Genomic DNA, 25,632 nt, shown 5'->3' with positions numbered 1-25,632 from the left:
GGGGGGACTTTTGGGACCCCTCTTTTTGTTTGGTGCCAATTAATTTTTAGTAATTGTCGCTATTTTATTTTTATTATCCCAATTCACAACAGCTCCTGCAGCTTCAGAAACAACGCGCGTATTGATATAAAATTTGTTATTTGTTTCTTCGAGAAATGGTGCTTGGGTAAGCGGAACCGACTGATCATTTATGGTTGCCGATAAATCAGCATTTGTCATATAGATTTCAATATCCGAGTTTTTTGCGGTAACCGTTTTTGTTTTTTGATTCCACTCTACCGTCATACCAAGAACTTCAAACAATTCTCGGAAGGGTATCATGGCATTTCCGTTGATGACGGTAGCTTTCTCCTTTAGAGTAACTCCATTCACCACGATGATGCCCTCAACACGCTTCTGTGCACCATAAACAACGGTAATGGGAACCAATAAAAGAGTAAGTATGAGAGTTGCTATAATCTTTTTCAATTTTATCTCCTTTTGATTGAATTTATATATAAGACGTAAACAGTTGGAAAATGTTGTGGTTAATTTAGAAGAATTTATGCAGGTATGACAACGAAGTGCTCGCCAAAAAAACCGCGAATCCGGCTGCCGGATTCGCGGTTTTTGTGTTTGATAAGACTATTCGCCTAAAAACTCTACGTTGTAGCCTTTCTCCTTGAGCAAGTCGATGACCATGCCCTTTTGGGCGAAGTGTCCCGCACCGACAACGACAAATGATGTGGATTGGCCCGGTTGCTTCAACAGCTCGTCCAGCTTGGCAGCCATTTTTTTGTCGCGTTCGCCAAATATACGGCTGGACTGCTCACTAGAGTTGGAGCCTGATGTCCCGTTGAAAATATCCGAAAAATTAGTCAAGTTCCCATCAGCCCATTGCTGCTGCATCAGCTTGAACTGCTCCGCATTTTTCTTGATTGCTTCAGGGGATAGCAGCACGTCGAGCAGGCCGCTCAGCTCTTTCTCCTGGTCGGCAGGCGGAGCCTGGCTAAGCAGATCCGCCTGGAATCTGATGCCTTCCAGCTCTTTGATCGGAAGCCCCTTGAGCAAGGCGTTGGTCGTAAAATACAGATCGACACCGGACGCCGAAGCTTGAACGGCCTGTTCTGGAGACTCCACCATGGAAGCCAGCGACAGATTATTCGTTACCGCCCATGGCCTGTAGCTGTCGTAAGCGCCTTCAGGCAGACTCATCTGTTTGTAAACGTCAACCAGCTTCTTATAGGTTCCTGGAGCAATGTGATCCTTGATCGTACTGCTATCGTTAAAGGTCATTTTTTGAATAAAATATTGCATAGCTGCAGGATCGGACTGCAGATTGGCTTCAACCCACAAGGAATCGGAGCTGTTGAATGCTTTCTTGACGCTCGGGTGCATCGGGTACATGACCGGCGAGCCAAGATGAATCGATCCAAGCAGGTACAGCGTATTGCCGCCGCTTGTCACTTTCCACATCAAACCTTTGGCGCCTTTATCGGCGGCCGCGAAGGCGTACTCTACAAGACGGCTTGCCAGAACGGCCGCCTGCTCAACGGTTGCCGGCTGCTCCAGGCCAAGGCCTTTATCGCTGCCTTTTAGCACCCCGATTTGTTGAAAATATAACGCTGCATTTGCGGAGGAAGATTTAAGCTCGGCAGGCAGCTCGTACTGTGTCAGAGCGTTATAGAGCGCTTCAACGACTTGGCCTCTCGTGATTTTGGAGGAGCTGACATCGTCGTCAAGTGTTCCAGTTTTCGCAAAGCCGAGCCCGGCGAGCTTTTGGCCGGTTGCCTCAATCAGCGAAGCGAACTTATCTGCGGGCAGCGGCTTGCGGAAGGTGCCGTCATAATACCATTGAAGCGGATAGATGCCGTACTTTTCGCCTTCGTGAAGTGCGGGGATCGACCAGGCGCTAATGTCCGGGAGGGGCGGCGTCGCCTCGTTCGCATAGGTAACGGGTAAGTTGGCGAGCAAAAGCGAGCTTGCAAGCAATGCGCCTGCGGTGAGGCGCAGGTTCTTCTTTTTTAACATGAATACCATAGGACGACCCCTCTAGATAGAATAATATGGAACATCAGTAATATTAGATGTTCTATGGTGGTTGGTCAATAACCAATAATGTATTTATAATCCCATTTAATGATAAAGTGATTAAATAAATTGGTTTATCCAATGGAATAGGGTTTGAACTCGGCTTTCGTGGGCAACGCAACTTTTTTTATACGATTTATCGTATAAAATTCGGTTTATAACCGCCGCTTTTCAACACTTTGTGTGATAAAACATACAAAGCCCGGCTTTCGTCGACTACACCCAGCCATTTTGAATGATTTATCGTACAATGTCCTCAATATCAGCACGGCCCGAAGGCACTTTGAGTGGAAAATCATACAAATTGTGCATGACGGCATCCATACGAGACTGATTTGGTGGTACGACTTAGGCCTGTCTAAGCCGCAGTTGCCCCGACAAGGCCCAGACAAGCGAAGGGAGCAGCTCCAGCTACTGCTTCATGATCGTCGAAACAAACACTGCGCTTCGAGCGAATTTCCGGGCTCCTCCCGTCGTTCGAAAACTCTCGGAAACCTTCTGTGTGCCCTACACCAAACGCGAGTCTCGCTTTGCTTGACAAAGCCATGAACGAGCTATTCTCGTCCAGGGTTTTGTCTTTTTTTTTCATTAATGTGAGCCCGTGGAGCCGGTAATTACATTCGACTGGGCAAATGTCACCACAAACAGATTAGCGTCATAAAATATGACGAACCTTCGAGCCGGTCTGGGCTCAATAAGAGGAAGGATCGGAGCAGGAGCGAGGGGATTGATCATTGTTTAAGCAGGATAATCAGGATAAGCAGACTGAGCTGGCGCAACGACGGCTGTTTGCGTATATCACCAATCAAGATAATGATTCGCTTTCTGTGCTGGACATTGGGACGAACCGAATCATTGGGACGATCCGCGTAGGCCAGCTGCCCAACTCGGCTGCCATCTCTCCCGACGGGAAGAGAATTTATACGACCAACGGGGCGGGCAATAGCATAACGGTTATTTCGGCTCAAACGAACCGGGTTATTGAGACTGTTAAAGGAGTCGGTACGGAGCCTTTTGCAGCTGACTTCTCCATAAGTCGAAACCGCTACTATGTTCCTTCTTTTTACAGCGGCTCCTTGTTTGTGCTGGATCTCGATACGAATAAAGTGCTGGACGAGATTCCGGTTGGGAACGGCCTAGTCGGAGTCGGTGTTTCCCCGGACCAGAGCAAGGTTTATGTCACCTCCGTAGGAGCGGGCATCACGATTATTAATCCCAAAACCAATCAGGTTATGGCGACAATTCCTAATCTGGACAGCTGGGGAATTGACTTTTCACCGGACGGCGCCAGATATTATGTCAATAATGCAGGATCAAATTCGGTATCCGTTTACGATGCAAGCTCGAATAAGCTGCTCCAAAAAACAGCGGTCGGCCTGGCTCCTCTTGGAATTGTTGCGTCAGGTGACGGGCGGCGCGTTTATGTAGCCAACTCGCGCAGCAAATCCGTCTCGGTTTTGGACGCCGCAAGCTTTCGAGTGCTGAATACGATTGCCGTCGGCTCCGTTCCGTTTGGGATCGCGATTACGCCGGGCAATCGGAGGGTATACGTGACCAATTTTGGCAGCAACACAGTCTCGGTTATTGATACGGCTGCGAACCGGGTCATCGATACGATTAGGACCGGAGTCAACCCGCGCGGAATCGCGATCACACCGCCGCGCCTGGAGGAGGGAGTCAATGGCTGAACCGAAAAGATTGCTCAAAAGAAGCGTCCTGGTTTATGTGGGCAATCAAAATAACAGCACCGTATCGGTCATTAATTCGGCTTCCAATCGGGTCATCAAGACGATTCCAGTGGGCAAAAATCCCGGTCAGGTTAACGCATCCCCCGATGGGAGGCAGATTTACGCGATCAATAGCGGTGATCGGTCGATCTCCATTCTCTCCACGCGAACGAATCAAGTGACCAGAACGCTTCGAAATGTAAGCCCGGAGCCTTTTGCGGCGGTATCGGTTGGAAACAGATTTTATGTGTCGGACCTGTATACGGGTGGAGTGACGGTGTTTAATGCGCTGACGAACGAATCAATCGCGCGTTTTCCAGTTGCCAATCTGCCCTTGGCAATCGCTTCATTGCCGGATGGCAAAAAGTTATATGTGACGACTCAAGCACGCAATATATGGATCATTGATACTCGTCTGAAAAGGGTCGTGAATTCGATTCCTACAGGAGCGACCTGGGGGCTAGACTTCACTCCGGATGGCAAAAAATTTGTCGTGAACAGCTTTGGAACGAATGAGACGTTGATTTACTGCGTGCGCACGAACAAGATCATAAATTCAATTCCGGTAGGAGTCGCTCCTATCGACATCAATGTCTCTCGTGATGGGAGGCGGGCTTATGTTACCAACTCACGGAGCCGGTCCGTATCGGTAATCGATCTGAAATCACAACGCGTCATCAAAACGATTCAGGTTGGCGACGTGCCTTACAATCTTGCCATTACCCCGGATGATCGGAGCATCTATGTGACCAATAATGGGAGCAATACCGTTTCCGTCATTGATGCCGGAACGCTTAAAGTGCTCCTAACAATACCGGTAGGACTCGGCCCCAGAGGGGTAGCAATTGTGTGAGAGGAGCGACAAATGGAAACAGCAATCCGACAACAAGCAACACAGCCTCGGTTTGTTTACGTGAGCAATCATGATGGTGCTTCTCTTTCTGTCATAGATCTTGCAACCAATCGAATTATAAAAACAATTCAGGTGGGTCAGCTTCCCAATGCCATTACAATTTCCCCGGATGGAACTCGCGTGTATGTGCCTAATGGGGGAGATAATTCCATATCCATCGTGTCCACAGAGACGAATGAAGTGATCCACACGATAACTGGCGTAAGTGTAGAGCCGTTTGGCATTGCCCTTTCTGCGAGCAGGAATCGTTTGTATGTGCCTTCTCTTTTTACGGGGACGATATTGGTATTGAATGCCCTCACCTACAGATTGATCAAGGAAATACCGATCGGGAACGGTGTTGCAGGTGGAGCGGTGACACCGGATGAAAGCAAAATCTATATTACTTCCCTGGAAAAAGGTATCTCAATTATTGACGCAGCAACCAATAAGGTCATTAAAGTTATAGCGGAACCGGATAGCTGGAGCCTTACTTTTTCGCCAAGTGGAGGGCGGTATTACGTCATTAATGAAGCGAGCAATCAACTATCTGTTTATGGGACTCGCACTAATAATCGGCTCGCAAGAATACCCGTTGGGATTGCTCCTCTAGCAACAGCCATCTCGAAGGATGGCAAGCTCGCTTATGTTACGAACTCCGTCAGCAATACGGTTTCCGTCATAAACATGGAAGCGAATGAGGTCATTCAAACGATAGCTGTTGGTGATACTCCTTTTTTACTTTCCATCGATTACACAGATCAAAGGGTGTATGTCACCAATTTTGGCAGCGACACCGTTTCGGTTATTGATATAAGGACCAATCAGGTGATTCAAACGATTCCGGCAGGACCTAATCCGCGTGGAATCACAATTACACCATGAATAGGATCACAAAGGAGAAGTAAATCGCGATGGGCTTGGCGTATGTAGGTAACCAGAATAGTAGTACGCTCACCGTCATTAATACGGATGGGGATGAAATTGTTAAGACGATTCCTGTAGGCAGAAATCCAGTCCAAGTGGATACCTCATTCGACAGAACGGAGGTATTGACGGCTAATGGAGGAGAAAGATCGATTTCGGTCATCTCGACGAGAACGAACCAAGTCATCGAAATCATTCGCAATGTAACCCCAGAGCCGTTTGGCGCCGTCCATGCCGATGGAAAGCTGTTTGTTCCCGATCAGTTCACGGGAAACGTTACCGTACTGGATGCCGGGAGTGGAACGCTAATCAAGCGAATTCCGGTCGTGACTCGAATTTTATCCGCCGTTTTGCACCCAAATAATCAGAAGTTATACGTGACCTCTTTAGTGCACAATATCTGGATCATTGATGTCACAACGAATCAACTCATCCAATCGATTCCGAAGGAAGCAATTTGGGGGCTGGCTTTTACGCCAGACGGAAAAAGATTTATTGCCAATCATTATTTATCAAACTTCGCTGCTATTTATTCAACCTGTACCAATCGGCTGATCGGTAAAATACCGGTCGGTATTGCTCCCATCGGGGTGGCAATATCAAGTAACGGGGAACGTGCCTACGTAACCAACTCTCGAAGCGGCTCTGTTTCGGTCATTGAGATTGCTGCCAAGCGTGTCATCAAAACGATCCCTGTGGGCAGAGTACCCTACGAAGTAGCCCTATCTCCCGACAATCGAAAAATCTATGTAACGAATTATGGAGGCACAACGGTTTCTGTAATCGACTCCAAGTCGCTAAGAGTCATTACAACGATTTCTGTCGGGGCTGGTCCAAGAGGGATCTCAATTATATGAACTTGGTTTTTTAATTTAAATTTAGGAGTGGAAAAATGGGGACAGCAACCGGTACACAAGCAACACAATCGCTGTTTGCTTATGTGAGCAACCAAAATGACGACTCTCTATCGGTCCTTGCAATTCCTAGCAATCGAACGATAAAAACAATCCGGGTAGGCCAGCTTCCTAATTCAGCAGTTATTTCTCCCGACGGAGCACGGGTGTATACGACGAATCGGGGCAGCAATACTCTTTCGGTCATTTCAACAAGTACGAATACATTGATTCAAACGGTTCGCGGAGTAGGTTCAGAGCCTTTTGCTACTGCTTTTGCTCCAAATAGAGGGCGGATTTATGTTCCTACATTGTATACAGGTTCTGTATTTGTGCTGGACTCGGTTACGAATAATGTCTTGCAAGAAATACCGATTGGCAATGGGCTTGTCGGAATTGCCGTTTCCCCGGACGAGAGCAAGGTGTATGTCACTTCTCTTGGGACGGGCATTTCGATTATTGACGCGAATACGAATAAAGTTATTGAGACAATCCCGGCAACGGGCAGCTGGAGCGTTCGCTTTTTACCAAATGGAACAAGGTACTACGTGAATAACTACGGGACGAATCTGGTATCTGTTTATAATGCCGGCAACAATGCCTTGATTAAACGAATACCTGTCGGTGCGGCTCCGCTTGGAGTTATAGTCTCAAAAAATGGACAACGCGTTTATGTGACCAACTCTCGCGGCAGCTCGGTATCGGTCATCGATACCTCTACGAATGGAGTAATTAAAACGATTCCGGTCGGATTCGTGCCGTTTGGAATTGCCCTAACTCCACTTAATCGCAGAGCTTATGTCACCAATTTTGGCGACAATACCATTTCTATCATCGACACAACTACGAATAGCGTTATTGAAACCATCCCGACGGGGAATAACCCTCGTGGAATCGCGATTACCTCTTAATCCATTCTAATGTGGGAGGAAATGAACTATGGATCGCAAGAGATCTTTGGCCTATGTGAGCAATCAAAATGGCAGCAGCGTCTCCGTTATCGATACGGTCACGAATAAAGTGGTCAAAACGATTCCCGTAAACAAGAACCCCAACGCCATTAATTTTTCTCCAGATAAATCCCGATTATATACGTCAAATGTAGGGTCTAGATCAGTATCAGTTATCTCTAGAAAAACGAATACAGTCATTCAGACTATTCAAAATGTACTTCCGGAGCCATTCGGGATCGCCGCAGTGTCAAACAAGGTTTATGTTCCGGGTCAGTACTCGGGTGAGGTAGCGGTTATTAATGCGCGTTCATTCCATGTTATCGAGCGGTTTCAAGTTGCGAACGGTCCAGTAACGATTACAGCAGCTCCAAGTGGACAGCAGCTATATGTGACGACATTGGCACAAGACATTTTTATCATTAATATCCCGCAAAATAAGGTGGTCCAAACGCTACCGTCCGGTCCAATCTGGGGGCTTGTTTTTACTCCAAGCGGAAAAAGCTTTATTGTAACTAATTTTGATACAAACCAAATCACGATTTATTCGGCCAGTACCAATAAACCTATTGCACAAATACCGGTAGGCCTCGCTCCTCTGGGGCTTGCTATTTCAAGCAGTGGGCTGCGTGCATATGTAGCGAATTCGAGAAGCCGATCCGTTTCGGTCATTGATTTGGTTAGTAAACGCGTAATAAAAACGATACCTGTAGGCACAATTCCATATGGAGTAACGGTCACCCCTAACAAGCAAACGGTGTACGTGACTAATTATGACAGCAACACCGTTTCCGTTATCGACGCGCAGTCATTAAGCGTAATCAAAACGATTCCTGTCGGGGCTGGTCCTAGGGGAATAGTTTCTAGTTAATGTGAAAAGCCCTGAACGAGGCGTCTCGTTCAGGGCTTTTTGGCTTTAATGAGCACGATTAGGACACTGCCTTTAGTCCAGTCACACCTACTACAATTAGGACTAGGCTGGCGATGCGCATAACGCTTTTGGACTCCCCGAAGAAGAGCATATTGATGACAACAGCTAGCGAGGTGCCGAGGCCAACCCATACGGTGTAGGCGATGCTAAGCTGCAGATATTGAAGAGAAGCATATAGCAAGATAAAAGAAGCGGCGAATCCGCTTACGAACAAAAACCCGTTCAGCCAAGTTTTGCGCTTGCTGAAGCGGCTCAATCCAACGACGCCGACAATCTCGAAGCATGCCGCCGCAATGACATAAATCCAACCCATGTTAAGTTACCTCCATGTTGTGATGAAATTCCATTAAGATTTCCTAGAACTTTTTCCGTCAGCAAGCTTTAGCATGATCACACCGATGAGCAGCAGCGACATGAAAAAGGTTTTGGCGAAGCTGAAGGAGCCATTGAACAAAAACAAGTCCATGAGCGCAGTGCCGGCTGTTCCGGATGCCGCGAACAGTGCGTACACGGTTCCGGTCGGGATCAGCTCACAGGCCTTGAACAAAAAGTAGAAGTCGAGAACGATTAAGGCGGCAATCAGCACGAAATGCCATGGCAGCGAGGCCGTGAGGAAACCGTATACCCATACTAATTCAGCCGTGCATGTAAGAATGACGAAAAGCCAGCCTTTGCTAAGGCCCCTAGGCTTATTGTTTATAGTCGCTTGATTTTGCATAACGGATGCTCCTTTTGTTGAGGAAATAATAGAAATTGTGCCAATAAAGCCCCTTCATTATTCATGAATGAACGTCAGTCATTTCTATATAGTGTACTCCGTTCCTCCGTTTAAGTCAAACTGTCGCATGTAAAAAAGCCCCCAATCCGGGTGGATTGGAGGCTTCTTCCGAGTTTAATATCTTGGTGGAGGACCGCTGCGATTCACTCTTGGGCCTTGAAAGGCCGAGAACAGCAGAAGGGCCGCTGAAGCAGCGTGCAAAATAAAGCCGAGGAACGGAATCCAGCCAAGTAAGGAGGCTGCGATACCTGCGGCACTGCCGTAGATCGGCTCGCGCTGTGAGCGGGAGATAAACAGGACGATAAGGTGGAAAATAAACATGAAGCCTAGAGCAGAGTAACCGCTCGAGATGACGAAAAGGCCGCCTAGAAACGGAATTGCGAGAAGTCCTTCGCAAATGCCGCTAATAATACGTAATGCTTTGGCCAATGACATGGGACATAACCTCCTGAGGTTGGTTCTAACAAATTACCCTTAGTAAAGGATACGACACATTCCGGAAGAAGTTCCATATGCATTCGCTTAATGCTCCGAACGGTTGCGCGACAGCAGCAAGAAGGAGCCGCCAACAATAAGGGCGAGAGCGGCATAAGGAAAGAGTGAGTCCAGCCCGTTCGATAAAGCGCTGATGGAGAAAACGGCGCCGAACAGCAAGCTGAGCACGAGCAAAATGTTGATCGGGATAAGCAACCAGCGGTTGCGAGTGCCGAACCAATAAAACTCCCACAGGCCGAAGGCAACGGCGAAGATGAAGCCAGGCCAAATATATTCCCAGTTATCCAGCAGCATAGCGATCTGGAAGAGGAGGCCGTTTACGAGTAAAATGCCGCCGGGTATGAGCAGGCCGGGAGCCCTGCGCTGCAGCATGGAGAAGTACATCCAGTGAAAGAAAATCCCGAGCGGAATGACGAACAGACTTGGCCAGAAATGACCAAAGATATCGCCGGGGCCGATCTTTGTTCCTTGCTGGAGCATCAGATAAGCTCCGAGCAACACTAGCGCCGTTCCAACAACGGCTTTCGCTTGACGGTTCATAATATATAATCCACCTTTCACGTTCCGATCCGATTTTCCTTTACTCTACCAGTGCTAAGCCCAATTGTCCTCCTCCCCGAGACGGAGAGGAATCAGACCTCTGGTCTGAACGATGAGGCTTCAGCATGATGTATAGCCGGGCTTGAACATGGCGCAGAACAGGGCTTAAGCCTTAAGCTAGCAGCAGTCTAGCGGTCCGAAGACGACAATTCAGGCGTTTGCGCCTTGGACAGTCATCCAAGAGCACGAGTGCCTGGAGGCATAGAATAGAATAGTAGAGGAAAGGAGATTAGGAGAAACATGGAAGATAATCGGATAGATACAACGGCTGTTGTACCTGCAACTACAATGGAGATGGTGCCTGCATATGAAGCACCAGTTGCTCCAGTCCCAGTTCCAATAGCAGTTGAGCCTGCACCGATCTATGATCCGGCAACAGCATTTGCTGTGCCTGAAGCAGTTGCAACACCTGAAGCTCTAGCGCCTGTAGCGGTGACACCTAATGGGTTCCCGCCCCCGCAGCCAGAAGCGGTTCCCCCTATCCCGGAGTTCGACGAGGAGATGGTTCATGTGCAAAGGGCGCTGATGAATCCATTTCCCAAAGGAGCGGCTGGAACTGGGCGCATGCTGTCCAGTAAATGGGCCAAAACCGCGGTACTGCTGTCTCATCCGTCGATTGCTCCGCATATTCCACCAACCCGTCTGTACTCGGAGGCAAATCTCAAAACGATGCTTGATCAGCATAGTATGGTCGTCATCAAGCCTGTGCGCGGAACGGGAGGCATTGGGCTCATTAAAATCAGCCGAGTTGACAGCGGGTACAGCTATACCGTCAGCTCAAGTACACGCAGAGTTTCTTCGATCGGGGCCTTGCATCATGCGGTCAAGCCGCTGCAGAAGGGCCGTCCCTATATGATCCAGAAGGGCATTCATCTTGCAACGATAGCGGGGCGTCCTATAGATTACCGCGTGAAGATTGTAAAAAACGGCGACAAATGGGAATTCCGCGCGATGGTCGGCCGCGTGGCCCGCGCAGGACTATTCGTCACCAATCTATGCCGTGGCGGCAGGCAGGTGACTTCAGCTCAAGGAATCGGCCGCTCACTGCCCAATGTCTCGGTCGCCGCTAAAAAGCAGGAAATGCGCAACTTGACCAATCTGTCCGTTTCCTTGTTGGAAACCCACTTTCCCGGCATCGGGCAGCTTGGCTTTGATTATGGTCTGGACAAGAGCGGGAAGATATGGATTTTTGAGGTTAATACAAGGCCGAAATAAGAAAAAGATTACCCGGAAACGAATAGCTTGAAACGAAATACTATTGAAAGAAAGCTAATCAAGGAAGAAATATCCATAAAACTTATTTATCGCTAGTTTTTCAAATTTGCTTGTGTATAACTATATCCACATCATCCCCCAGGTATTTCCTCTGAATTTCACCTGTACCCACAATTTGTACACATCTTGTCCACTAGTTCATGTGGATAACAGAACGCTTGTTCCTCGAAAAGCTGCCATGCTAAGATTGGGAAGCACACTCACCCTGATCGGAGAGGAGGCTGGTAAGATGGAGCTGTTGTCTGACGAACTGCTGATCGAGACTTACTTCAGTGCCGTCCAGTTCAATCTGGACAAAGAATTCATTAAGCTGCTTGCAGGCGAGATCAAGCGCAGACAACTGAACCCGGAGATGATTCGACTAGGAGCCTGAACCCGAAGTGACGCCTGAGAAGTAGGCCGAACAGACAGTCCGGCCAGCCGGAATGAACCGGGAGCGGAGGTTTAACGCTCTAATGGAATACTGGCTTTGCTGCTGCGCGAACAGACGGTACAATACAGCCTATGAATGCAAACTGGTTCCACTTGCCGCTCTCCTTCAGGAGTGTCCGTGAATACGGACGCCGCCGGTCCGTATGGTGAATACGGATCTGCTAAATCCTGCTCGGGGCCGCAATCGACAAACGGCTCCAGGCAGTAGCAACAGGCCAGCTCAAGAGGTCGAATGCCATTGCATACGGGACACAACATAAGAAGGGTATCCTTCCTCTCTGTTATCAGATGAGGAGTAGGATACCCTTGCTGTTTTGGGATTAATCTAATTATAGCTTGAGGTTGCTGCTATGACCGGGAGACAGCTTGGCTGTCGGGTCGATATATACCTTGGCATTGTTGATCGCGGTTGGCGCTTCGCCAAAACCGACGGCGATTAGCTTCAGCTTGCCAGGATAGGTTGTAATGTCACCCGCCGCGAAAATGCCGGGGATCGAAGTTTCCATGCGAGTGTCGACGACGATGCTGCCGCCTTCTATGTCGAGTCCCCATTCGGCGATTGGGCCGAGCGAGGAGACAAAACCAAAGTTTACGATGACGGCATCAACATCAAGCTTTTGCTGCTCGCCGGTTTTGACATGGGCAAGCGTCACTTGTTCGATGTACACCTCGCCCTCCATGCGAACGATCTCCATCGGCACGAGAACTTTTACGGATGAGGCATTCAGCTTCTCAACGCTATGCTCATGAGCACGGAATTTATCCCGGCGATGGATAAGCGTTACACTCTCGGCGATCGGCTCCAGCATGAGTGCCCAGTCTACGGCGGAGTCTCCACCGCCGCTGATTAGCACCTTTTGGCCTTTGAACTGCAGCAGGTCGCTCACAAAATAATACAGGTTGCGCTTCTCATACAGCGCAGCTTCCGGCAGCTCCAGGCGGCGAGGCTCGAACGCGCCGACACCTGCAGTAATGATGACCGCTCGGGCGAGATGCGAGCCCTTGTCGGTTTGGATTTCAAAATGGCGTTCATCATGCTTGATAAGCCCGGTTACCTTTTCATCCAGGCAAATTTCTTGGGTGAAATGCTCCATCTGTCGCCGCAGGGAGTCGACCAGCTCCTGAGCGGTTACTTTCGGAAATCCGGCTACGTCATAGATGTATTTCTCGGGGTACAACGCTGCAAGCTGTCCGCCCAACTGGGGCATACTTTCAATCAGCTTCACCGAGGCTTGACGCATGCCCCCGTAGAATGCTGCGAACATTCCAGCAGGTCCTCCACCGATAATTGCAATATCTGCCGGTTCCACATTCAGATCGACCTTCGTCATCTGTCGCACCTCCAGATCTTTAGCCTTACATTTCCAATTATACGCTCCTTGCACGGCACTTGAAAGCGCGGCTGATGCGAGCTGTTTTGTATGTTCTTCTAATTAATTTCGTAGGAATTGACCTTGAAGTGCCGTTCGAACTTTTGTTATCATGTCTGAGAGTATCGCCCTTTAGGAATCTGACTACAACAGCGATGGGAAGAAGGATTGGCTCGTTTAGCGAGTTTCGTTGTTAAAAATAAAAGCATTAGAGATGGATTGGAAGGGACACCATATGAGCAATATACCAAAGATCGTCATATTAGGAGCTGGATACGGCGGTATTTTGACCGCTCTCAAGCTTCAAAAGCAGCTTAACTACAACGAAGCTGACGTTACCCTGGTTAACAAACATGATTATCATTATATTACGACTCATTTGCATATGCCTGCGGCTGGAACGGACAATCCGGAAAATGCCCGCGTGAATATTTCCAAGCTGATCGACGAGTTCAAAATCGATTTTGTGAAGTCTACCGTTGTGCAAATTCGCACGCAGGACAAAAAAGTCATTCTGGAGGACGGAACGCTCTCTTATGACTATTTAGTTATCGGTATGGGCGGCGAGCCGGAGACATTCGGCATCCCGGGTCTTGCCGAGCATGCGATGAGCATTCGCAGCATCAACTCGGTGCGTTTGATCCGCGAGCATATCGAGTATCAGTTCGCACGTTATAAGCGCGAGCCGCATCGCACCGACTACCTGACGTTCATCGTTGGCGGCGCTGGTTTTACCGGCATCGAATTTGTTGGTGAGCTGGCCGACCGCATACCGCAGTTATGCCGCGAGTTCGACGTGGACCGCTCACTGGTGAAGCTGTATAACATCGAGGCAGCTCCTTCAGCGCTGCCGGGCTTTGATCCTGAGCTGGTGGAGTACGGCATGGATGTGCTGACGAAAAAAGGGGTTATTTTCCGCATCGGCACGGCAATTAAGGAATGCTCACCTGACGGCGTCATCGTCGGCGACGGTGAAGAGATTCGCTCCAAAACCGTCATCTGGACCGGCGGCATCCGCGGCAATCGACTCATTGAGGAAGCTGGATTTGAGACGATGCGTGGCAGAGTCAAGGTGGATGAATTTTTGCGGGCTCCCGGACACGAGAATATATATATCATCGGCGACAACTCGCTCATGTTCAATGAAGAGGGCCGGCCTTATCCGCCAACCGCCCAAATCGCGATGCAACAAGGCGTAGCAAGTGCTCATAATCTAGTCGCAGCCATTCGCAACCAACCGCTGAAGACATTTGCTTTTAGCAACAAGGGTACGGTCGCTTCGCTCGGCAAAGGCGAGGGCATCGGGGTTGCAATGGGCAAAAAATACCAGGGGCGCAAAGCCGCTTGGCTCAAAAAGCTGATCGACCTCCGCTATCTATTCATCATCGGCGGTATTCCGCTCGTGCTGCGTAAAGGGAAGTTCCTCTAATGCGGCACTGTAGCGTGCAAGTACGTGGTTTGCTGACGAGGGATGAGCTGGACCGTTACAATGCGCTTATGGAGATCGGTTCTTACCTGGAATCACAGAATCGCTACGATCTGGCCTACACGATTCAGAAGGAAGTAGATTTACTCATTATTCCTGGGATCGAGCGCCTTAAGGAAAAGGGCCGGCAACGGGACCGGGATACGGAGTTATACCTCAGCAGCAAAAGGGAAACATCAAACAGCAACGATGCTGATGCTGATGACGAAGAGGATGACGATGAGCTCTAGCCGCAGGCTGGAGCTCTCTTTTTATCTTATTGGAGCCTGGGCTGCCCAAAAATCATCGTTATGTGAACATCGGCCTGACGAGCCAAGCAAGTAGTCGAAGTTAATTGAAACGCGCCGGAAGCGGCCCCGCCGAGTTACAGGACGGCACACATTGCTGAGACCGACTATTTGTGCGCTTTGTTGCGAATCACATTTACTTTTGTTCCATGATCAGCGCGGCTTGCTTTAAAATGTCTTTTTCCATCTTGAGCCGCTGAACTTCTTTGCGCAGCGCAAGGAGTTCGTTCTCTTCAGGCATCTATTCTAGTTTGTGGGGAATATGATCTATCACTTCCGTTGCTATGAGCATAGGCGCGCTGAGTTACGCTAGTGTTGAAGCGAGGCGCTAGGAACTTTCAAAAAAAGACGGGAAGAAGCTGAGCTTGGCTCAGTCTCTTCCCGTCCTACTTTTGGGATAGTTCCCTTTTTTGGTTTGTTTCTTTATACGCTCAACAGTTGCTCCAGCTTGCCAGCATCCAGCAGGTTACCGACATAGAAATCGCCGAAGTCGCCATAGCGGGCGCTTACTTCGTCGAAGCGCATTTCATAGATCAGCTTTTTGAACTGTAGAGCGTCCTCGGCGAACAAAGTCACGCCCCACTCCCAGTTGTCGAAGCCGACCGAGCCGCTAATGATCTGTTTCACTTTGCCAGCGTATTGGCGGCCGATCATGCCATGGCTGCGCATCATCGTGCGACGATCGTCCATGCTCAGCATGTACCAGTTGTCGCCGCCGTCACGGCGTTTGTTCATCGGATAGAAGCAAATATGGCGGGCCTTAGGCAACGTTGGCTTGAGGCGCGCGATAATATCCGGATTCATCAGCGGATCTTCGCCGGGTTTGCTCATATAGTTGCTCAGCTCCACGATGCTAACATAGGAGTAAGCAGCTTTTGTATAATCAGCCAGCGGGCTTTTATTGAAGCTGGTTTCCAGCTCATTCAGCTCCTCCAGCGTTTCCCGGAGATGCATGATGACGAAGTCAGCCTTTTGACCAACAATGGAATAAAAAGCGGTGCTTCCCTTGCGCTCTTGCTCCTCAGCAGACCAGGAAGCGAGCATGGATTGAATGGAATCCAGAGCAGCGGCGCGATTGTCAGCTCCGGCTTGTTTCCAGGCTTGCCAGTCGATTGTACGGAAATCATGGAGGACGTACCAGCCCTCCAGCGTTTGTGCAGCGTCACTCATCGTATTAACTTCTCCTTCCATAATAAAAGACGGCTCTTAACAGCTGACCCGTATTCTCTGGACATATGGGCATAACTAACACCCATTGTATCCCAACCCGCTTCCGTACTTCAACCAATGACCTATTCACAAATTGACTTGCTAGAAGGCTTGGCATAAACTTAGAAGCAACGCTATCCGAAGGGATGATCGGCCGCATGCTTCAAATCGCGATTGCGATGGTGCTCTTTTTTGTGATGATGTTTGGAATCGGCTTCATTCTTAACATGTTGATGAAAACGACCTGGTTCCCCATCTACCTGTTTGTTATTGTGCTCGTTCCGCTTTACATATGGTCCACCTGGGATCGGGGCTTGAGCTTCACTGCCAATTTCTCCGAGTTCACCTTTGTGGACTGGCTGCCCGTCGTTGCCGCTCTTGTTGGTGCTTATGTGAGCGGTTATGCGATTCGTGCTTTACGGATCGGCGGTTACAAAATGTTCTAAAGCAACGTCCGTACATGCGGCGTGCTTTCGCTTAAGAGCTCAGACGAGCCCTGCTGCGGAGCGCGTCGCATGTTTTTTTCAGCTGTCGCGGCGACCGTTTCACGCTGGGAAATTGGAAGTCAGTTCCGCTTTGCTTTTCTTGGCGAATGCTGTCGGATGAAGCCTCTCTATGGTACACTGATAGGACGGATTGAACGGAAATAGGGAGGGGAGGAACGCTTATGCGTATAGGAAGCAAGCTGAATTTTACGGAGCATCATCGATTTTGCGTATACCGCAATTTCTCGCTCAGCCCGCTTGACCAGCGGATGCTGACGCTGATTTATCAGCCGATGAGCGGTGCATCTGCCTCCTCTCTCTATCAACTTCTTTATTACCAGGTGGCGGAGGGTTTCAGCGGTTATTCACCGCTTGATACGCAGCGACGTCTGTTTTTAGGTCTTGGCCTCGACTTGAGCGAAACGGGACGAACGGAGCTTGTGCGCTGCACTTCTGTGCTGGAAGCGTTAGGCCTTCTGACTACGTGCCGCCTGTATTTGCCGGGGCAGGAGGAGGTTGCATATGAGTACGAGCTGCTTGCTCCGCAATCGCCTTCGGAGTTTTTCCGCAATCAGCATCTGAGCATGCTGCTGCGTGACAAGGTGGGCAAGTACGGCGTTGTGGCGCTCCAGGATTCTCTGTTCCAGCGTGAGCCGGATGAGCTTGCGCAGCATGAGCTGCAGCGGGAGAACATTACGATGCCGTTCTACGAACTGTTCCGCCTCAGCGCCGCAGTGGATGCAGAGCTGGAGCAGGCGCTTGAGGAGACGGCGCCCGTGCGCAAAACTCCCGCGCCAGCACAGCAGCCGAGTGCGGGCATCGAGTATGGAGACATTCTTTACCGCTTCCCGCGCGGGTCGCTCAACCGACCTTATGTGGAGCGGCTGCGAGGCGACAAGGATGCGCTGGCTCAGCTTAATTATATCGCCTACAAATACGAGATTGGCGCAGCCGATTTATGTCGGCTGTTGGACGAGGACTACGCCTTCGATAGCAGCGGCAGCCTATTGACCGACGAGCTACAGTTGAAGGCGGCTCAGATTTACCGGCTGGATCGCAAACGCGAAGGCGAGCGACGCGCGAATAGCGCCGCGCTGCAACAGGAGGAAAGCGAGCAGGATGTGCCGGAGCAAGGCGTGCAGGCGGAGCATTATTTGCCAGTGCCAGCCCAGCTCACCGGTCGCTGCGACATCCAGCAGTACAATATGCTGATGCGCAATGAGCCGCATACTCGTTTCTTGCGGCGCTTTTTCCCAGGAGCGGTGCCCGATTGGATCGAGCGGCAATTCGAGCGGATCGATATCCATTATCGGCTGCCGGCTCCAGTCATTAATGTGCTGGTCCATTACGTATTCGGCATGAAGGGTACTTCCCGCGTGACCAAAACGTTCATTGAAGCTGTTGCCTCCAACATGCTTGTGCAGCAAGTGGACGAGTTCGAGAAAGCTGTGCTCTACGTGCGCAGCCAGCAGGAGCTGGAACGCGGCAAAGAGGCGCAAAGCGAGGGCGGCGCGCGCACTGGCGGCCGTACTGCCGCCGCCGCTGGCGGAGCCCGTTCCGGAGGCGGCTACCGGCGCGGAGCAGCCGGCATTCCCCGTAAACCGGTGCTGCCGGTGGCGGGCGAGGATGTTTCGTCGGATCAGGATATTTCCGACGAGGAGCTGGAAGAGATGCGCAAGTTAGCGCGCAAGCTGGACGGCCGTTAGTTTTTGATAGAGCTCAAGAGAAAGGAGGCGGATGCAAATGGAGTCGTTGAAGGATCTGTTGAATTCGATGCCCGGCGGGAATAAGATCCGTGCCAAGGCATCCGAGCAACTGAGCGAGCTGATGAACGATCCTAAAGTCCGCAAGCTGCAGGAGCAATTTCCGGAGCTGAATGAAGATGTGCTGCGCCGGAATTCCAATTCGGTCTACCAGTATGTCCGAGAGCATCGCAACTGTACCGAATGCCCGGGACTGGATCAGTGCCCGAATGATTATCAGGGGCATTATACGCTGTTGTCAGCGGATTCCTCGGCCGGAGAGCTACGGCTGATCGATCGGAAGACGGCATGCCGCAAGTTCATTGCCCGCCGCAATGAGGAGCAGATTCGCTCGCGGATTCGTAGCTTTTATGTCAGCGAGCGGACGCTTGCGGACTCCTATTCGGCAGACGAGATTTTAATGAAGGATCGCGCCCGCTCGCAGGCTGTCATGAAGCTGCTTGAATACATCCGCCGGACTAAGGAGCAGGGCTTGCAGACGGAGGGACTGTATTTGACCGGCTCCTTCGGAACCGGCAAAACCTTCCTTATGGGCTACATGCTCGGTGAACTCGCGAAGATCGGTTATTCCGGCGTCATCGTGTACATGCCGGACTTCGTGGAAGATCTCAAGGCGATGTTCGGTGAGCCGGCGCGCCTGAAGGAAACGATCGACCTCATGAAAGAGGCCGACATTTTGATTTTCGACGACATCGGCGCCGAGAATTTGAGCCCCTGGGTGCGCGACCATGTGATGGGCGCGATTCTCAACTATCGGATGGAGCGCAAGCCGACGTTTTACACGTCTAACCATGCGCTGGATGATCTGGAGCAGCATTTTAGCTTCACGAGCAAAGACGGCGAGGAGTACCATAAGGGCCGCCGGATCATGGATCGGATTCGCCCATTCGTCGATGTCATCCTGGTCAAAGGTACCAATAAGCGCGGACGTAAAGAAGAGGGCGGCGGAGCAGGTTAAATGTTTCGTTGTATCGCCCATTCCTAATAGGAGATGTATGTTTTTCCCACACGCAAGCCGAAGGTTGGCCCAGCGAACAGGGGAGGACAGCATCTCCTTTTTTATTTTCTGAGGGACGATGAAACCTTGCAGCCGCTATAAGCTGCTCTTATAACTTCGATAACATCTGCTGAAAAAATCCGTTGACACCAATAGGAATAGACTGGTATGATTTGATCCATAATCCAACTAAACAGCTAGGAATTAACGGCTTGTTTCCGGATCACCGGTATGAGCGGACCAACTAAACCAAGGGGTGTATTTCAATGACACAGAAAAAAAACAGCTTTCTGAAGCTGCCCGTTCTGCTTCTCACCACTTCGCTCGTTCTTGGTCTGGCAGCCTGCGGCTCCGGAAACAGCAACTCAAACAATGGTGGATCTGGCGGTGCGGGTACTCCGGCAGGAAATACAGGGGTTAACGCGGCCAACAATGCCAACACAGGCACTGAAGCCAACACGACACCCAAAGAGCCAGTCGAATTGCTTAACGTATCCTATGACCCGACACGCGAACTGTACGTTTCCTTTAATGCTGCCTTTGCGAAGTACTGGAAGAAAAAAACCGGTCAGGAAGTGACAATCAAACAGTCGCATGGCGGTTCCGGCAAACAGTCTCTATCTGTTATCAGCGGCCTGAAGGCCGACGTAGTAACGCTGGCTCTTGGGTACGACATCGATGCGATAGCCGAGCGTGGGCTGATAAACAAGGACTGGAAGTCCAAGTTCCAGTCCAATAGCGCTCCTTACACGTCTACGATCGTATTCCTCGTCCGCAAAGGCAATCCAAAAGGCATTAAGGATTGGAACGATCTCGTAAAACCTGACGTCGAGGTTATTACGCCGAACCCGGCAACATCCGGCGGCGCACGCTGGAACTACTTGGCGGCATGGGGATATGCACAGAAGCAGGATGGCGGAGACGAGACCAAAACGAAGGAATTCATGAAACAACTATTCCAAAACGTACCAGTGCTTGATTCCGGAGCCCGTGGATCAACAACGACGTTCACCGAGCGGGGCATCGGCGACGTGCTTCTGGCTTGGGAGAACGAGGCGTTCCTATCTCAGAAAGAGCTTGGAGATAAATTCGAGATCGTCTATCCATCGCTGAGTATTTTGGCGGAGCCACCGGTAGCGATTGTGGACAAAGTTGTGGATGACAGGGGCACTCGCGAGGTAGCCGAGGCGTATCTGAAGTATCTGTATACCGAGGAAGGGCAGAGGATTGCCGCTGATCATTTTTATCGCCCGATAAACCCGGACATCGCTGCTCAGTACAAGGATAAATTCAAAGAGCTAGAGCTGCTGCAGATCGATAAGGATTTTGGCGGCTGGGCGGAAGCACAGAAGAAACACTTTGCCGAGGGCGGAACGTTTGATGAAATTTATAAGCCGGGTTCTAAATAAACCTTTGAACTGCCCGAATCATTCATTCTGTACAGGAGCTGACTTCACATGAAAGGTTCCCGGACGCGCAGTGTTTTGCCTGGCTTCGGCCTCACAATGGGCATCACAGTGTTCTACCTTGGCATTATCGTGCTTATCCCGCTATCCTGCGTCATCCTGAAAACGATGGAGCTCAGCTGGGCGGAGTTCTGGTCAACCGTGACGGCTCCCCGGGTTGTGGCTTCTTATCGGATCAGTCTGCTGACCTCGCTTGCCGCTGCGCTGGTCAATGTCGTATTCGGCCTCATTGTTGCCTGGGTGCTGGTGCGGTACAACTTCCCTGGCAGGCGATTTCTCGACAGCTTGGTTGATCTGCCCTTCGCGTTGCCGACAGCAGTTGCGGGCATTGCCCTGACGGCGATCTACGCGCCGAACGGCTGGATCGGCCAGTGGCTGGAGCCGCTCGGCATCAAGGTGGCGTTCACGCCGCTAGGGATTACAATCGCGCTTATATTTATCGGTCTTCCCTTCATCGTTCGGACGGTGCAGCCGGTGCTGCAGGATCTGGACAAAGAAATGGAGGAGGCAGCCGCCATGCTTGGCGCGGGCCGCTGGCGCACGGTGCTTCGCGTTGTGCTGCCGGAGCTGACTCCAGCGCTGCTGACCGGTTTCGCTCTTGCTTTTGCGCGAGGAATCGGTGAGTATGGCTCGGTCGTGTTCATTTCCGGCAATATGCCGATGAAAACGGAGATCGCTCCGCTGCTCATTATGACCCGGTTGGAGTCTTTCGAGCTCGAGCAGGCGACGGCGATAGCGGTTGTGCTGTTGTTAATATCTTTTGCCATGTTGCTTCTCATCAACTACATCCAGTGGCGTGCCGGCAAGCGCGCTCTGGCGGAATAGGAGGAGGTCCCACATGGCTGGTGGAATCGCAACCTCTCGTCCCGCACATGGCGCTCCAACTGCGGAGCGGGGAAGGCCGACATCGGAGTCGCCTGCCGTCAAATGGCTGCTCATCACCATCGCTGTCATTTTCCTCGCCGCTGTTGTGCTGCTGCCGCTCATTACCGTATTCGTGGAAGGTCTGAAACGCGGCTGGAATGTTTATATCAGTGCGATGACCGATCCCGACGCGGTGTCGGCACTCAAGCTCACGCTGCTCGTCGCCGTTATCGCCGTGCCGCTCAACACGATTTTCGGCATCGCTGCTTCATGGCTGATCGCCAAGTTCTCCTTCAGGGGTAAAAATCTGCTGCTCACCCTGATTGATCTACCTTTCTCTGTATCTCCGGTTATTGCTGGCTTCATGTTTTTGCTGCTCTTCGGCGCACAAGGTTATCTCGGCCCGTGGTTTGACGAGCGTGGATTGCAGATTGTATTTGCTCCGCCGGGCATTATTTTGGCGACGATGTTTGTCACGTTTCCTTTTGTTGCCCGGGAGCTGATCCCGCTTATGCAAGCCCAGGGGACCCAGGAGGAAGAGGCGGCCGCAACGCTTGGAGCGAAGGGCTTCCGCATCTTCTGGAGTGTAACTTTGCCTAACATCAAGTGGGCGCTGCTTTATGGACTCGTGCTTTGTAATGCACGGGCGATGGGCGAGTTCGGCGCTGTCTCGGTTGTATCCGGCCATATCCGCGGTGAGACAAATACGCTGCCGCTGCATGTAGAAATTTTGTACAACGAATATCAGTTTTCGGCTTCCTTCGCAGCTGCATCGCTGCTTATGTTGCTCGCGCTACTGACACTGGGAGCCAAAAGTCTGGTGGAATGGAAAACCGCTCAGCGGAATCAAGATTTGGAGGGGTAAAACATGGCTAAACCTGTGGAATTGGACGAAGCGTGGCTGGACCGCATTGCGGATCAGGTCAATGGTTTGGAGTACGGCTCCGTGCTCATTACGGTGCATGACGGCCGCATCGTACAAATAGACCGCACGGAACGCAAGCGGTTTGATCCGACGTTGAGCCGGCAGCAGACGATAACGCCTGCGGCCAGCCAGTCTTAATGGGCCAGTCAGCTTAAAGGTAAAGGCTTATGCGGTTTCTCCCTTTATATTCTGTAATATCTAAAAACCCCTCGGACCGAGATCCGAGGGGTTCATTGCATTTGTTTAAAAGAGCGATAACTAGTCGCCGATCATATATTTGACGATGACCATAATAATATAAGCTACGGTCATGAATCCGAGCATGCCGCCGAATCCGAACATGAGATCCTTCAGATCGTCGCGCGGTTCCTCATTAACATGCTCGCGCGGATCTCTGACGTTGACGTTCTCCATTGTGCGTCCTCCTCGCTTCAATATCGCTGTCCCAGCCCTCACGGCGCTTATGTACAGTTCCACGGGATCAGCCGCTATCGTGACAACTTTTATTAGTATACCCAGAGTTCGGAACTTATGTAAAGGCGAATTTTGCCTTAGATCTTGCCTTGCTGTGGTACAATAGACGATACGGCTAGTCAGCGGAATTACTCCGCCTGCCGCGGAGGGGAGGCTTCTCAAGCGATGGATCACATCAAGGACAAGCTAGCGTTATTGCCCGATCTGCCGGGCTGTTATCTGATGAAAAACGGCGAAGGCACCATCATTTACGTAGGCAAGGCCAAGGTGCTCAAAAACCGGGTTCGCTCTTATTTTAACGGTACGCATAACGGCAAAACGCAGCGTCTTGTCTCGGAAATTCGGGACTTTGAATATATTGTTACCGCAAGCAACATGGAAGCGCTCATCCTGGAGTGCAACTTGATCAAGCAGTATCATCCGCGCTACAACGTATTGCTCAAGGATGACAAGACGTTCCCTTATATCAAAATAACGAACGAGAAGCATCCCAAGCTTGAGGTTACGCGGAGGATTATTAAGGATAAGGGCAAGTATTTTGGCCCTTACCCGAACGCCTACGCGGCACAGCAGACAAAAAAGCTGCTAGATCGACTTTACCCACTGCGCAAATGCAACACGCTTCCCGACAAAGTATGCCTGTATTATCATCTCGGCCAGTGCATTGCGCCTTGCGAGTTCGAGATCGAGCCAGGCACGTATGAAGCGATGGTGCAGGAGATTACCCGTTTCCTGAACGGTGGGCAGGATGAGGTGAAGGCTGAGCTTCAGCGCAAAATGGGCGTGGCGGCAGAAGCGATGGAGTTCGAGCGCGCCAAGGAATACCGTGACCAGATTCTAGCCATCGACGCGGTGATGGAGAAACAGAAGATCACGCTGTCCGACGCGCTGGATCGCGACGTGTTCGGTTACGCCACCGACAAGGGCTGGATGTGTGTGCAGATTTTGTATATGCGCAGCGGCAAGCTCATTGAGCGACGGACGTCCTCCTTCCCGTATTATGGGGAGGCCTATGACGACTTCATGACGTTCGTCACCCAGTACTACAGTGACAATCCGGCGCTGCCCAAAGAAATTCTACTGCCGCTGCCGGAAGCGATTCAGGTGGTTCAAGTAGAAGCGGCCAAAGCCGCAGCTGAAGCAGGCATGCCGGCTGCAGCAGTGGTCAGCTCCTCTGAAGAAGGAGCTAGCGTTCCAGCGGCAGCAGGAGCCAGCTCTGAAGAGGAAGCTGGCATTCCGACCGCAGCAGCGCTCAACTCTGAAGAAGGAGCAAGCCTTCCGGCTATAACCTTGCGCCAAACCTTCAAGCTCTTCGGCGGCATAGACGCCTCCGATGTGGCGGAACCTTCTGAGCCGGAACCGGCTCCTAGTTCCGCGGCCGAGGATGTGCGCACCGCATTGCAGAGCTGGCTGAAGGTCAAAGTGTTTATGCCGCAGCGCGGCCGCAAGCGCGATGTCGTCGCTATGGCGGAGGGCAACGCCAAAGTGACGCTGGTCGAAAAGTTCAAGCTTATCGAGCGCGACGAAGAGCGCAGCGTCAAGGCTTCCTCTGGTCTGGCTGCCTATTTGGGTATGACAGATATTCGCCGTATTGAGGCTTTTGACAACTCCAATATTCAAGGGACAAATCCCGTCTCGGCGATGGTCGTGTTCACGGAGGGCAAGCCGGACAAAAAAGAGTATCGCAAATATAAGGTGCGGACCGTGCAAGGGCCGGATGATTATGAGACGATGCGCGAGGTCATTCGCCGCCGGTACGAGCGGGTGCTCAAGGAAGGGCTGCCGCTGCCGGATCTCATTGTTGTGGACGGCGGCAAAGGACAGATCAGCGCCGCGGTCGACATTCTCGAAAATGAGCTGGGCTTGCATGTGCCGGTTTGCGGTCTTGTCAAGGATGCCAAGCATAAAACGGCGCAGCTCATGGTAGGCGATCCGCCGGAGCCGATCGTGCTTCCGCGCGACAGCCAGGAATTCTATTTGCTGCAGCGCATCCAGGAGGAGGTGCATCGCTTTGCGATCACCTTCCATCGCGAGCAGCGCGGCAAGTCGATGGTGGAGTCACGCTTGGACTCCATTTCCGGCATCGGCGAGAAGCGGCGCCAACAGTTGCTCAAGCACTTCGGTTCGCTGAAGAAAATTCGCGAGGCATCGGTAGATGATTTTCGTCCGCTTGGAATTGGTGACAAACTCGCCCAGCGAATTGTCGATGAGTTGCGCCAGGAGTAGCCGTTCACGCGTAACGGACCTGAGAAGTCTTATTTCAGCAAAATGGAGGGTTTTCCCAGAGTAAAGGAACGGAGAGACGCTATGTTGAAGCGAAGCGATAGGAACTTTCA

27 protein-coding genes and 1 pseudogene are annotated in these 25,632 nt (G+C 51.0%); 18 read left to right on the top strand and 10 right to left on the bottom strand.

Going from position 1 to position 25,632, the window contains the following annotated elements; translation table 11 throughout:
• Window positions 1-39: 39 nt before the first annotated feature.
• Window positions 40-468, bottom strand: coding sequence for a copper amine oxidase N-terminal domain-containing protein (locus CGZ75_RS23110; RefSeq protein ID WP_089526740.1), 429 nt, complete (start codon window positions 466-468; stop codon window positions 40-42).
• 156 nt (window positions 469-624) lie between these two features.
• Window positions 625-2,019, bottom strand: coding sequence for a TraB/GumN family protein (locus CGZ75_RS23105; RefSeq protein ID WP_089526738.1), 1,395 nt, complete (start codon window positions 2,017-2,019; stop codon window positions 625-627).
• A 785-nt stretch (window positions 2,020-2,804) separates the two neighbouring features.
• Here CGZ75_RS23105 and CGZ75_RS23095 point away from each other — a divergent pair.
• From CGZ75_RS23095 to CGZ75_RS23070, 6 genes are read left to right on the top strand one after another with little or no spacing between them, the layout of a single operon-like run.
• A complete protein-coding gene (locus CGZ75_RS23095; RefSeq protein ID WP_089526734.1) occupies window positions 2,805-3,758 on the top strand; it encodes a YVTN family beta-propeller repeat protein in 954 nt (317 codons plus the stop codon).
• Window positions 3,751-4,650: a YVTN family beta-propeller repeat protein gene (locus tag CGZ75_RS23090; RefSeq protein WP_089526732.1), complete on the top strand. Its 900-nt coding sequence runs from the start codon at window positions 3,751-3,753 to the stop codon at window positions 4,648-4,650. Before CGZ75_RS23095 ends, CGZ75_RS23090 begins: the two co-directional genes overlap by 8 nt.
• 12 nt (window positions 4,651-4,662) lie before the next feature.
• Window positions 4,663-5,574 carry a YVTN family beta-propeller repeat protein gene (locus tag CGZ75_RS23085; RefSeq protein ID WP_089526731.1) on the top strand — a complete coding sequence of 304 codons (912 nt, stop codon included), beginning with the start codon at window positions 4,663-4,665 and terminating at the stop codon, window positions 5,572-5,574.
• A gap of 29 nt (window positions 5,575-5,603) precedes the next feature.
• Window positions 5,604-6,473, top strand: a complete 870-nt coding sequence (locus tag CGZ75_RS23080; protein WP_089526728.1) for a cytochrome D1 domain-containing protein — start codon at window positions 5,604-5,606, stop codon at window positions 6,471-6,473.
• A 35-nt stretch (window positions 6,474-6,508) separates the two neighbouring features.
• Complete coding sequence (locus CGZ75_RS23075) at window positions 6,509-7,420, top strand: beta-propeller fold lactonase family protein (RefSeq protein ID WP_089526726.1); 912 nt, start codon at window positions 6,509-6,511, stop codon at window positions 7,418-7,420.
• Window positions 7,421-7,448: 28 nt separating this feature from the next.
• On the top strand, window positions 7,449-8,330 hold the full coding sequence (locus CGZ75_RS23070) for a cytochrome D1 domain-containing protein (RefSeq protein WP_089526724.1): 882 nt from the start codon (window positions 7,449-7,451) through the stop codon (window positions 8,328-8,330).
• A 58-nt stretch (window positions 8,331-8,388) separates the two neighbouring features.
• Here CGZ75_RS23070 and CGZ75_RS23065 read toward each other — a convergent pair whose 3' ends face one another.
• The 4 genes from CGZ75_RS23065 to CGZ75_RS23050 form a co-directional block, all read right to left on the bottom strand.
• Window positions 8,389-8,703 carry a DMT family transporter gene (locus CGZ75_RS23065; RefSeq protein WP_089526723.1) on the bottom strand — a complete coding sequence of 105 codons (315 nt, stop codon included), beginning with the start codon at window positions 8,701-8,703 and terminating at the stop codon, window positions 8,389-8,391.
• 33 nt (window positions 8,704-8,736) lie between these two features.
• Entirely contained in the window at window positions 8,737-9,108 is a 372-nt protein-coding gene (locus CGZ75_RS23060; RefSeq protein ID WP_089526721.1) for a DMT family transporter, read from the bottom strand.
• 174 nt (window positions 9,109-9,282) lie between these two features.
• Complete coding sequence (locus CGZ75_RS23055; protein WP_089526719.1) at window positions 9,283-9,603, bottom strand: hypothetical protein; 321 nt, start codon at window positions 9,601-9,603, stop codon at window positions 9,283-9,285.
• A gap of 87 nt (window positions 9,604-9,690) precedes the next feature.
• Window positions 9,691-10,203, bottom strand: a complete 513-nt coding sequence (locus tag CGZ75_RS23050; RefSeq protein ID WP_089526717.1) for a hypothetical protein — start codon at window positions 10,201-10,203, stop codon at window positions 9,691-9,693.
• Window positions 10,204-10,503: 300 nt separating this feature from the next.
• Here CGZ75_RS23050 and CGZ75_RS23045 point away from each other — a divergent pair, with 300 nt between their 5' ends.
• On the top strand, window positions 10,504-11,478 hold the full coding sequence (locus tag CGZ75_RS23045) for a YheC/YheD family protein (protein ID WP_342745715.1): 975 nt from the start codon (window positions 10,504-10,506) through the stop codon (window positions 11,476-11,478).
• 289 nt (window positions 11,479-11,767) lie between these two features.
• Window positions 11,768-11,911, top strand: a complete 144-nt coding sequence (gene sda, locus CGZ75_RS23040; protein WP_089526715.1) for a sporulation histidine kinase inhibitor Sda — start codon at window positions 11,768-11,770, stop codon at window positions 11,909-11,911.
• Between the two features lie 388 nt (window positions 11,912-12,299).
• Here the strand turns inward: sda and CGZ75_RS23035 are convergent, their stop codons facing one another.
• A complete protein-coding gene (locus CGZ75_RS23035; protein ID WP_089526713.1) occupies window positions 12,300-13,301 on the bottom strand; it encodes an NAD(P)/FAD-dependent oxidoreductase in 1,002 nt (333 codons plus the stop codon).
• 274 nt (window positions 13,302-13,575) lie between these two features.
• Between CGZ75_RS23035 and CGZ75_RS23030 the strand changes: the two genes are divergently transcribed.
• Both CGZ75_RS23030 and CGZ75_RS23025 read left to right on the top strand, forming a co-directional pair.
• Complete coding sequence (locus tag CGZ75_RS23030) at window positions 13,576-14,769, top strand: NAD(P)/FAD-dependent oxidoreductase (protein ID WP_089526712.1); 1,194 nt, start codon at window positions 13,576-13,578, stop codon at window positions 14,767-14,769.
• Window positions 14,769-15,056 carry a hypothetical protein gene (locus tag CGZ75_RS23025; protein WP_089526710.1) on the top strand — a complete coding sequence of 96 codons (288 nt, stop codon included), beginning with the start codon at window positions 14,769-14,771 and terminating at the stop codon, window positions 15,054-15,056. Before CGZ75_RS23030 ends, CGZ75_RS23025 begins: the two co-directional genes overlap by 1 nt.
• A 167-nt stretch (window positions 15,057-15,223) precedes the next feature.
• Here the strand turns inward: CGZ75_RS23025 and CGZ75_RS24895 are convergent.
• A pseudogene (locus tag CGZ75_RS24895) lies at window positions 15,224-15,348 on the bottom strand (IS3-like element IS655 family transposase); the annotation flags it as partial.
• A gap of 188 nt (window positions 15,349-15,536) precedes the next feature.
• Entirely contained in the window at window positions 15,537-16,283 is a 747-nt protein-coding gene (gene hemQ, locus CGZ75_RS23020; RefSeq protein WP_089526708.1) for a hydrogen peroxide-dependent heme synthase, read from the bottom strand.
• Window positions 16,284-16,480: 197 nt separating this feature from the next.
• Between hemQ and CGZ75_RS23015 the strand changes: the two genes are divergently transcribed.
• From CGZ75_RS23015 to CGZ75_RS22985, 7 genes are all read left to right on the top strand, one after another.
• Window positions 16,481-16,768, top strand: a complete 288-nt coding sequence (locus CGZ75_RS23015; RefSeq protein ID WP_176444990.1) for a YuiB family protein — start codon at window positions 16,481-16,483, stop codon at window positions 16,766-16,768.
• Window positions 16,769-16,989: 221 nt separating this feature from the next.
• On the top strand, window positions 16,990-18,513 hold the full coding sequence (locus tag CGZ75_RS23010; RefSeq protein WP_089526706.1) for a replication initiation and membrane attachment family protein: 1,524 nt from the start codon (window positions 16,990-16,992) through the stop codon (window positions 18,511-18,513).
• 37 nt (window positions 18,514-18,550) lie between these two features.
• The gene (gene dnaI / locus CGZ75_RS23005; RefSeq protein ID WP_089526705.1) at window positions 18,551-19,528 is read left to right on the top strand and encodes a primosomal protein DnaI; all 978 of its coding nucleotides are present in this window, start codon (window positions 18,551-18,553) and stop codon (window positions 19,526-19,528) included.
• Window positions 19,529-19,833: 305 nt separating this feature from the next.
• Window positions 19,834-20,976: a sulfate ABC transporter substrate-binding protein gene (locus CGZ75_RS23000; RefSeq protein WP_089526703.1), complete on the top strand. Its 1,143-nt coding sequence runs from the start codon at window positions 19,834-19,836 to the stop codon at window positions 20,974-20,976.
• 48 nt (window positions 20,977-21,024) lie between these two features.
• Window positions 21,025-21,858 carry a sulfate ABC transporter permease subunit CysT gene (cysT, locus tag CGZ75_RS22995; RefSeq protein WP_089526701.1) on the top strand — a complete coding sequence of 278 codons (834 nt, stop codon included), beginning with the start codon at window positions 21,025-21,027 and terminating at the stop codon, window positions 21,856-21,858.
• 13 nt (window positions 21,859-21,871) lie between these two features.
• Entirely contained in the window at window positions 21,872-22,762 is an 891-nt protein-coding gene (cysW, locus tag CGZ75_RS22990; RefSeq protein WP_089526699.1) for a sulfate ABC transporter permease subunit CysW, read from the top strand.
• 3 nt (window positions 22,763-22,765) lie between these two features.
• Window positions 22,766-22,960, top strand: coding sequence for a YezD family protein (locus CGZ75_RS22985; protein ID WP_089526697.1), 195 nt, complete (start codon window positions 22,766-22,768; stop codon window positions 22,958-22,960).
• Between the two features lie 120 nt (window positions 22,961-23,080).
• Here the strand turns inward: CGZ75_RS22985 and CGZ75_RS22980 are convergent, their stop codons facing one another.
• Window positions 23,081-23,236: a YqzM family protein gene (locus tag CGZ75_RS22980; protein ID WP_089526695.1), complete on the bottom strand. Its 156-nt coding sequence runs from the start codon at window positions 23,234-23,236 to the stop codon at window positions 23,081-23,083.
• A gap of 225 nt (window positions 23,237-23,461) precedes the next feature.
• Between CGZ75_RS22980 and uvrC the strand changes: the two genes are divergently transcribed.
• The gene (gene uvrC / locus CGZ75_RS22975) at window positions 23,462-25,522 is read left to right on the top strand and encodes an excinuclease ABC subunit UvrC (RefSeq protein WP_089526693.1); all 2,061 of its coding nucleotides are present in this window, start codon (window positions 23,462-23,464) and stop codon (window positions 25,520-25,522) included.
• Window positions 25,523-25,632: the final 110 nt, after the last annotated feature.

Origin of the sequence: Paenibacillus herberti, assembly GCF_002233675.1 — a bacterium.
GTDB lineage: Bacteria > Bacillota > Bacilli > Paenibacillales > Paenibacillaceae > Paenibacillus_O > Paenibacillus_O herberti.
Note: the sequence above shows the minus strand (reverse complement) of the source record. Positions and strands in the feature narration are given on the sequence as shown.